Source organism: Thermogemmatispora sp. (genome assembly GCF_019683635.1).
In the GTDB taxonomy this organism is placed as follows: Bacteria; Chloroflexota; Ktedonobacteria; order Ktedonobacterales; family Ktedonobacteraceae; genus Thermogemmatispora.
The window spans coordinates 1-3,035 of record NZ_JADGIA010000331.1 but is presented as its reverse complement, the minus strand read 5'-3'; the positions used below and the strand labels follow the sequence as shown (position 1 = coordinate 3,035).

The following is a 3,035-nucleotide window of genomic DNA, read 5'->3' as shown; positions in this document are numbered from 1 at the left end:
CGAGAGGGCGCTGAGGCCGTCGCTGCACGTTTGGACCTGGTAGCCGGCGCGGCTGAGGGCCACGCGCAGCACGGTCCGACAGACCGGCGAATCGTCAACTACGAGAATGGTGGGTCCTGGGCGCATGATGTCCATGCCTCCTTTCTGACAAACACTCTTTCCACTTGTAGGCTTCGCTGCTCAGCAGTATGCCTGTTCTCTCTCTCAGATAAAGCAACCTCTTTTTACACAAGAACATCTTTTCACACAAAGAGAAACATGCTATTCTTTTCCTGACTTCATCATTGGAAGTATAGGTCATCGGGCCGGACGAGCATGCCCCTTGACGGTGACATCTGTGCAGAATCCCTGCAGAAAGCGTGCAACTCTGCTGGCCACATCCAGGCCGGCCCTGAGAAGAGGCTGTCACTATGCGTGAGAAGACGCCCAATCATGCCAATCACCTGCGGGCCGCCATCAAAGAGGCAGGCCTGACCATTACTGAAGTTGCCCGCGAGACGGGCATTCCTGTAAGAACCCTCTTCGATTATTGTGCTGGGCGCGTGCGAATTCCCAGGAAGCGTCTGGAAGCCATAGCCAGGCTATTAGCATGTCCTCCCGAACTGCTTGTCTGCCGATCCCTTTTCGAGGGTGGCCCTCATCTGCTAGAATGGACTCAGAGCGCAGAAGCCGAAGCCGGCGAGGCATCCACATTACTCACCGTTCTCGGGGAAGGAGCCACCACCATCGATCGTCTAAGGCGTGCCTTATTACAGCAACTGCTGCTACCGCTGGTAACGGCAGCCCCCTGGCTGCACAGGACCACGCAAGAGCTACTCGAAGCAGAGGCCTGGGAACGCCTGGCGCTGGCGCTCAGGCGGCCCTCCCGTACCGACGCTGCCACCCTGGCCCATCTAGAGGCCGTCACCGACCTCTATTGGGAGTTATATCGCTCCTCGCTGGCTAAAAGCGATCTGCTACACGCAGTCTCAGGTCATCTGATGACCCTGACCCAGTTGCTGCATGCTCAGCAACCGCTGGCTATTCAACGGCGGCTGCTTGCGGTCTGTAGCAATAGCGCCCAAATACTCGGCGAAATTGCCCTGGATCAGCACGACGCAGAGCGCGCCGCCACCTCCTATCGACTCGCCATTGAGCTGGCTCGCGAGGGAGAGCAGTCAGCCCTCTGGGCGCTGGCTGCGGGCCGGCAGGCCTGGCTGCTGGTCTATCAGGGAGCAGGCAAAGCAGCCTTGCCGACCCTAGGGCACGCGCTGGCATTAGGGCAAAGCAGCCAGCTCAGCGGCCAAAGCCTGGCCTGGCTGGAAATGATGCGCGCAGAAGTGCTGGCCCAAGAACAGGATCGTTCCGGCTGCGAACGGGCGCTGGAACATGTCCATAGCTGGCTGGATCAGAGTCAGGCCGAGCAAAGCCCTGATCAGCGCTGGACGGGCTTCCAGTTCAGCGCCTGTGCGGCCTATGAAGGTCGCTGCTACCTCTATCTTGGCTCCCTCTCCCAGGCCAGAGCCTCGCTACAGCAGGCACTGCAGTGGCTTCCTGCAGCTCCCACCAGGCGCCGGGCGCTGGTACTGGTGGACCTGGCCCACGTGGCTGCGCGCGAGGGGGAGCTTGAAGAAGCCTGCTCGCTGGCAGAAGAGGCGCTGATATGTGCCTGCCAGGCGCGCTCACCGCGAGCGCTCAGGGCAGTCCATCGGCTGGCCCAAGCCTTGCAGCAATGGAAGCGCCTGCCTTGCGTTGCCCGGCTCAACAGAATGCTCCGTCTGCTCTAGCAGGCGAGCCTCTCCTAGCCTAGCCGGCGCGGCTGAGGGCCACGCGCAGCACGGTCCGACAGACCGCGAATATGGCTTTCCTTGCCTCCTCATCTTGTGGCTCCTTGCTCCCAGGGTGGGGGTAAGCGCGGGTAGGACCTGGCCTGCGCGCTTTTTGTTTTTGGGAGAGATAGAGGGAGGAAAGGGAGCCTGGCCAAAAAATGGCCCATTTGAGAGGCCGATTCGAAACTCTCCGAGAGTACCACCCTAATGCGGTCAGAATCTGACCGCATTAGGTCAGAATCGCACATCTTCTGCTGCTTTTATGATGAGAAATCTGTTGTTGCTTTCTCGAAACTTGCCCCTTGCGGCTTGCAAAAAACGAGTTTCGAGAAAGGTCGTGATACGATAGATGTTGGTGGCTGGAGGAGGGAAATAACGAGGCTCTCAGATGCCAAAAATGGGGCCTCGTTCGTTATAAGATATGTGAGAAGTATCTCCGACCCTGCTTCGCTGGCTGCGGTGGCAGGGGGGTCGATCCGCTTGGGGATACTGAAAGTTTCGCGTCGAAGCTCGTCATCTGGCTGCTCGTCTTGGTGGCAGGGGGGTCGATCCGCTTGGGGATACTGAAAGCAGAGACGCGCCACGTTGTGAGCATGGATGGGAGTCGTGGCAGGGGGGTCGATCCTCTTGTGGATACTGAAAGTTAAGCAGCAGGCTCAGTCTCTCGCGCCGCTCGTGGGTGGCAGGGGGGTCGATCCTCTTGTGGATACTGAAAGGGCCAAGCTGCTGGACGCACCGGACGCCCCGCTACGTGGCAGGGGGATCGATCCGCTTGGGGATACTGAAAGTTCGCATCAAGACCGATGATCTGCAACACGCGCCCCGTGGCAGGGGGGTCGATCCTCTTGTGGATACTGAAAGTCTCCTGATCAAACAGCGGGATCGGAATCGGGCGCATGAGTGGCAGGGGGGTCGATCCTCTTGTGGATACTGAAAGGGTCCGACCGGGCCGAGGAGCTGTCCGAGCTGCTCGTGTGGCAGGGGGGTCGATCCGCTTGGGGATACTGAAAGGAGAGATCTCTTGGTCCAGACGCGCGCCGGCCAGACGAGTGGCAGGGGGGGTCGATCCGCTTGGGGATACTGAAAGGAACCGGAAGCCGACCGCGACTACTACACAGCCAGGTGGCAGGGGGGTCGATCCGCTTGGGGATACTGAAAGGAACCGGAAGCCGACCGCGACTACTACACAGCCAGGTGGCAGGGGGGTCGATCCGCTTGGGGATACTG

At 59.9% G+C, this 3,035-nt stretch carries 1 protein-coding gene; it reads left to right on the top strand.

The genetic code is table 11. The features are described from left to right. Positions 1 to 410: 410 nt before the first annotated feature. Positions 411 to 1,766 carry a helix-turn-helix transcriptional regulator gene (locus tag IRZ31_RS20930; protein ID WP_297157598.1) on the top strand — a complete coding sequence of 452 codons (1,356 nt, stop codon included), beginning with the start codon at positions 411 to 413 and terminating at the stop codon, positions 1,764 to 1,766. Positions 1,767 to 3,035: the final 1,269 nt, after the last annotated feature.